General features: G+C 74.5%; 6 protein-coding genes and 1 pseudogene. 2 read left to right on the top strand and 5 right to left on the bottom strand.

The window, feature by feature from the left end; genetic code table 11:
* The first annotated feature begins 164 nt into the window (after positions 1-164).
* Entirely contained in the window at positions 165-1,418 is a 1,254-nt protein-coding gene (locus ACTUAL_RS16870; RefSeq protein WP_440900935.1) for a glycosyltransferase family 4 protein, read from the top strand.
* A 33-nt stretch (positions 1,419-1,451) separates the two neighbouring features.
* Here the strand turns inward: ACTUAL_RS16870 and ACTUAL_RS16875 are convergent, their stop codons facing one another.
* The 4 genes from ACTUAL_RS16875 to ACTUAL_RS16890 all read right to left on the bottom strand — a co-directional run bounded on the left by ACTUAL_RS16875 (position 1,452) and on the right by ACTUAL_RS16890 (position 3,930).
* Complete coding sequence (locus tag ACTUAL_RS16875) at positions 1,452-1,733, bottom strand: hypothetical protein (protein WP_440900936.1); 282 nt, start codon at positions 1,731-1,733, stop codon at positions 1,452-1,454.
* Positions 1,730-2,524, bottom strand: a complete 795-nt coding sequence (locus ACTUAL_RS16880; RefSeq protein WP_096496715.1) for a GAF domain-containing protein — start codon at positions 2,522-2,524, stop codon at positions 1,730-1,732. The genes ACTUAL_RS16875 and ACTUAL_RS16880 overlap by 4 nt, the downstream gene beginning before the upstream one ends.
* A 195-nt stretch (positions 2,525-2,719) precedes the next feature.
* Positions 2,720-3,148 carry a protein-tyrosine phosphatase family protein gene (locus tag ACTUAL_RS16885; RefSeq protein WP_440900937.1) on the bottom strand — a complete coding sequence of 143 codons (429 nt, stop codon included), beginning with the start codon at positions 3,146-3,148 and terminating at the stop codon, positions 2,720-2,722.
* 35 nt (positions 3,149-3,183) lie between these two features.
* Complete coding sequence (locus ACTUAL_RS16890) at positions 3,184-3,930, bottom strand: acyltransferase (protein ID WP_096496716.1); 747 nt, start codon at positions 3,928-3,930, stop codon at positions 3,184-3,186.
* 71 nt (positions 3,931-4,001) lie between these two features.
* On the opposite strand from ACTUAL_RS16890, the pseudogene ACTUAL_RS16895 reads away from it, so the two are divergent.
* Positions 4,002-4,931: pseudogene (locus tag ACTUAL_RS16895) on the top strand (nucleoside hydrolase); the annotation flags it as partial.
* 44 nt (positions 4,932-4,975) lie between these two features.
* On the opposite strand, the gene ACTUAL_RS16900 reads toward ACTUAL_RS16895, so the two are convergent.
* Positions 4,976-5,265, bottom strand: a 290-nt coding sequence (locus ACTUAL_RS16900) for a THUMP-like domain-containing protein (protein ID WP_440900938.1), incomplete at its 5' end; no start/stop codon positions are given.

Genomic DNA, 5,265 nt, shown 5'->3' on the forward strand with positions numbered 1-5,265 from the left:
GGCCTGGCGGTCGCGGCCGGGCGCGTTCCGCCGGTGGGTTCGTGGTGGGGTCCCTCGGGGCGTCGGGCTTTCCGGTCCGCGCGCGGGGGTTCGTGGTGCGGCAGGGGCGTTGTGGGCCGCGAGGGCGTTGTGATGCGGGTCGCCGCAGGATGCGAGGGTGCCGGATGCGCGTGCTGATGCTGTCGTGGGAGTACCCGCCGGTGGTCGTCGGGGGGCTGGGCAGGCACGTGCACGCGCTGGCCGACCGGCTGGTCAGGGCCGGGCACGAGGTCGTGGTGCTGTGCAGGCAGCCCGAGGGCACCGACGCGGTCACCCACCCGACCGAGGACGTGGTGCTCGGCGGGGTGCGGGTGGTGCGGGTCGCGGAGGACCCGGCGCACCTGGTGTTCGAGCGGGACCTGGTGGCGTGGGTGCTCGCGATGGGCCACGCGATGACCCGCGCGGGGCTGGCGCTGCTGCGCGAGGGCTGGCGGCCGGACGTGGTGCACGCCCACGACTGGCTGGTGACGCACCCGGCGGTCGCGCTGGCCGAGGCGGCGCAGGCGCCGCTGGTGGCGACCGTGCACGCGACCGAGGCCGGGCGGCACAGCGGGTGGCTGTCGCAGACGCTGAACCAGCAGGTGCACTCGGTGGAGTGGTGGCTGGCGAACCGCGCGGACGAGCTGATCACCTGCTCGGCGGCGATGCGGACCGAGGTGGCGCACCTGTTCGAGGTCGAGCCCGCCGGGATCACCGTGCTGCACAACGGGATCGAGCCGAAGCGGTGGCGGGTGCGCGCGGCGGACGTCGAGGCGGCGCGCGGCAGGCACTCGCCGGACGGGGCGCCGGTGCTGCTGTTCTTCGGCAGGCTGGAGTGGGAGAAGGGCGTGCAGGACCTGATCGCCGCCCTGCCGCGGGTGCGGCGCAGGCACCCCGGCACGCGGCTGGTCGTGGCGGGCACGGGCACGCACCGCGAGTGGCTGGTCGAGCAGGCGCGCAAGCACAAGGTGAAGCGGGCGGTGGAGTTCGCCGGGCACCTGTCGGACCGGGAGCTGGCGGCGGCGATCGCGGCGGCGGCGGCGGTCGTGCTGCCCAGCCGCTACGAGCCGTTCGGGATCGTGGCGCTGGAGGCGGCGGCGGCGGGCGCGCCGCTGGTGGCGTCGACGGCGGGCGGGCTGGGCGAGGTCGTGCTGGACGGGGAGACCGGGCTGTCGTTCCCGCCGGGGGACGTGGACGCGCTGGCGCGGGCGGTGTGCGCGGTGCTGGACGACCGGGGCGCAGCCGGGCGGCGGGCGAGGGCGGCGAAGGCGCGGCTGGCGACGGACTTCGACTGGGGGACCATCGCGGAGGGGACGGTCGAGGTGTACCGGGCGGCGGTGGTGCGCGAGCGCGGCGCGCTCGGCAGGCCGAAGATCGGGACGGGGAACGTGTTCCTGTAGGGGACTTCGGGTTCCCGGCGGCGCCGGGGTGGTTCAGCCCCGGCGCCCGAGCCGCCAGGCGGCGACGGCGAACAGCGCCGCGACGCCGACGCCGAGCGCGCAGACCACCGCGTCGTCCCCGGAGCCGAGCAGGTGCAGCGCGGCCCCGAGGTGCCCGACCGCCCCGAGGACGAGCCCGCACACGGAGACCCGCCAGAGCGCCCGCGAGGCCAGCACCAGCCGGGCCCGCTCCCGCGACACCCGCCGCCGCACGGTCGCGAGGTCGGCGGCCAGGTCGTCGACGGTCCTGCCGTCGAGCGCGCGCTCGAACGTCACGACGCCTCCTTCAGCGATTCGCCGTCCCGCTCCTCCGCGGCGAGGCCGGCGGCCAGCACAGCGGCCAGCAGGATCATATGGTCGCGGTCAACCGGGGTCAGTGATCCCGGTTCGGGGGAGTCGACGCTGAGCATGCCGAACGACCTGCCGCTCACGTGCACCGGAACCGAGATCAAGGAGCGGAAGCTCCTCGGGGAAACGCTGCCGAAGCTCTCCGGCGCCTTCTCCAGCAGGTCCTCGTAGAAAAGCGGGTCACTTCCGCGGGCGTGCCTGAGCACGAAGCGCTCGTACTCCCCGTCCGGGAGGAAAACAGCCCTGGGGGCACGGCCGCCGTCCCGCCCCTCGTGGTCGGCGAGCGTGAGGTGGCCGTCCCGCCACAGGTAGAGCGCGGCCCGGTAGTTCTCGCGGTCGTCGGTGCCGCACTGGGTCCTGGCGGCGGCGACCACGCGGTTCCGCAGGACCTGCACAGGGACGCGCCCGGCCCCGTCGGCGGACACCACCGCGAGCTTGCCCAACTCTTTGACCAGTGGGATCGCCGCACCCAGGACTTCGTGCTTGGCGCGCTTGACCCGTGCCAGGGCATCCGCCTCCTCGCGCTTGGCCCACACCTCGCGCAGGACGCCCCAGCAGGCGATCCCCACCGCGCAGATGGCGGAACCCCATATCCCGTAGGACCGCGCCGCGCCCTCGGCGAAGGCCGCGACCGCGGAAGCGATCGCGGCCAGCGCGGGCAGCAGAACGGAAATGGCGTACCGGGCAGGAACTGGAACCGGAATGCTCTTCTTCGACACGAGATGCGCAGCTCTCTCTGAAACCACACAAGGAACCCGCCACTGCGGGCTGGTGTGGAAACGTACAGAGCGGCCAGGCACACCCGCTACGCCCGTTTGACGCAATCGGCATATATGGAATCAGAGCGCTACCGCAGTTCGGGGGACGTGGAACGCAATTGTGCGGTATGGGAGCGCTTCCATTTGTGAAACTTTTTACGAAACGTCGTTTGCGGGGAACCGCAGCACCCACCGCTTCTGCCACGGCGTCTCCACCGCGTGCTTGCGGTAGTGCGCCCGCGTCCACGCCACCGCCTCCCCGCGCGGCACGCCGGACAGCACGGCAAGGCACGCGAGGACCGTCCCCGTGCGACCGTTCCCGCCGCCGCACGCGACCTCCACCGCCTCACCGGCCAGCGCCCGCCGGTGCAGGTCGTGGATCAGCCGCACCGCCGCGCCGCCGTCGCGCGGCAGCAGGAAGTCCGGCCAGTCCACCCACTCGTGCGGCCACGTCAGCGCCGCGTCGTGCGCCGCCCGCCGCCGCGCGCCGCCCAGGTACAGCCCGTACCCCGGCTCGACCTCGGGCGGCCCGCCGCGCAGGCCGCGACCGGTGACCACCGCGCCGTCGGGCAACTCGACCACCACGACCAACCCCTCTCCCCGTCCGGTGACGACCGGGTCTACTCGTCCGCCCGCGACCTCTCCAGCGCCTCGCGGGCCTTGCGCGCCATGTCCGCCACCGCGGCCCGGGTCCCGGCGCCCGCCTCGTAGTCCGCGCGCCGGTCCCGCACCACCCGCGCCGGGATGCCCACGGCGATCTTGTAGTCCGGGACGTCCCCGCGCACCACCGCGTGCGCCCCGAGCACGCACCCGCGCCCGATCCGCGTCCCCCGCGTGACGGTGACCTTGGTGCCCAGCCAGCAGTCCGGCCCGATCCGCACCGGGGACTTCACGATCCCCTGGTCCTTGATCGGCAGGGTGATGTCGCTCGTCACGTGGTCGAAGTCGCAGACGTACACCCAGTCCGCGACCAGGGTAGCGGCCCCGATCTCCACGTCCAGGTAGCAGTTGACCGTGTTGTCCTTGCCGAACACCGCCTTGTCGCCGATCCGCAGCGATCCCTCGTGGCACCGGATGGCGTTGCCGTCGCCGATGTGCACCCAGCGCCCGATCTCCAGCCGCCCGAACCCCGGCCTGCAGTGGATCTCCACCTTCTTGCCGAGGAACACCATGCCGCGCAGCACCACGTGCGGGTTGGCGACGCGGAACTTCAGCAGCCGCCAGTACCGCACCAGGTACCACGGGGTGTAGGCGCGGTGCCGCAGCACCCAGCGCAACGAGGCGAGGGTGAGGAAGCGGGCCTGCGCGGGGTCGCGGCGCGCGCCCCGCCACCGCGACCACGTGGACGAGCCCCACATGCTGGTCATCCGGGAACCCTAACCGCGAGCGCGGACCCCGCCCTCGCGCGCCACCGCCGCGCCCCGCCAGGATGGCCGCCGTGACGACTCCGCTCATCATCGACACGGACCCCGGCGTGGACGACGCCTTCGCGCTCGCGCTGGCCGCCGCGAGCCCCGAGGTGGACCTGGTCGGCGTGACCACGACCTTCGGCAACGTCGGCCTGGAGCGCACCACCCGCAACGCGCTCGGCCTGCTCGCCCTGCTGGGCCGCGCGGACGTCCCGGTGGCCGCGGGCGCGGACCGCCCGCTGGTGCACGCCCAGCCGTCGCTGTCGAGCGCGCACGGCTCGGACGGCCTGTCCGGCTTCGCGGGCGCCCTGCCCCCGGCGGGCGCGCCGGACCCCAGGGACGCGGTCGCGCTGCTGGCCGACCTGCTCGGCGCCTCCGACCGCCCGGTGGTGATCGCCGCGGTGGGCCCGCTGACGAACGTCGCCCTGCTGCTGGCCGCGCACCCGTCGCTGAAGCCGAAGATCGAGCGCCTGGTGGTGATGGGCGGCGCGATCGGGGCGGGGAACATCTCGCCGAGGGCGGAGTTCAACGCCTGGTGCGACCCGGAGGCGGCGCGGCGGGTGCTGGTGGTGGAGGACGTGCCGACGACGCTGGTGCCGATGGACCTGACGATGCGCTGCTCGGTCGACGGCCCGTGGCTGGACGCGGTGGGCGCGGCCTCGGAGGTCGGCCGGGTGCTGGTGGGCCTGACGGCGGACTACCGGCGGGCGTACCGGGGGCTGCTGGGGTGGGACGGGATGGCGCTGCACGACGCGGTGGCGGTCGCCGAGGCGGTCCGGCCGGGGTTGCTGACCACGCGGCGGCTGCCGGTGGAGGTGGACTGCGGGTACGGGCCGGGGCGCGGGTCGCTGCTGGTGGACGAGCGGCTGGAGGCGCGCGACGCGGGGCGGGTGGACGTGGCGGTGGACGTCGACGTGGCCGGGCTGCGGGGGTGGTTGTCGGAGCGGCTGGGGGGGTTGTGCGCCGGGGGGTGGTCCGGAACCCGGCTCCGGACCACCCCGGCTCAGGTCCGCTCGGCCCGCGCCAACAGGTACACCGGGCTCCGCCCGACCCTGGTCAGCACCACCGCCATCGACTCGCTCCCGCTCAGCTTCAGCTTGCGCCGCAACGGGTTCGGGTCCACGTCCAGGCCGCGCACCAGGATCTCCAGCACCCCCACGTCGTGCGCCCTCAGCACCGACCGCAGCGCCTTCTCGCTGTACCGCCCGTGCTCCACCACCCGGAACGCCCGCACCCCCGGCGGCGGCACGGGACCCGTCAGGTCGGCGATGTGCTCGTCCAGCTGGGCCAGGC

The sequence above is a fragment of the Actinosynnema sp. genome, assembly GCF_052038725.1.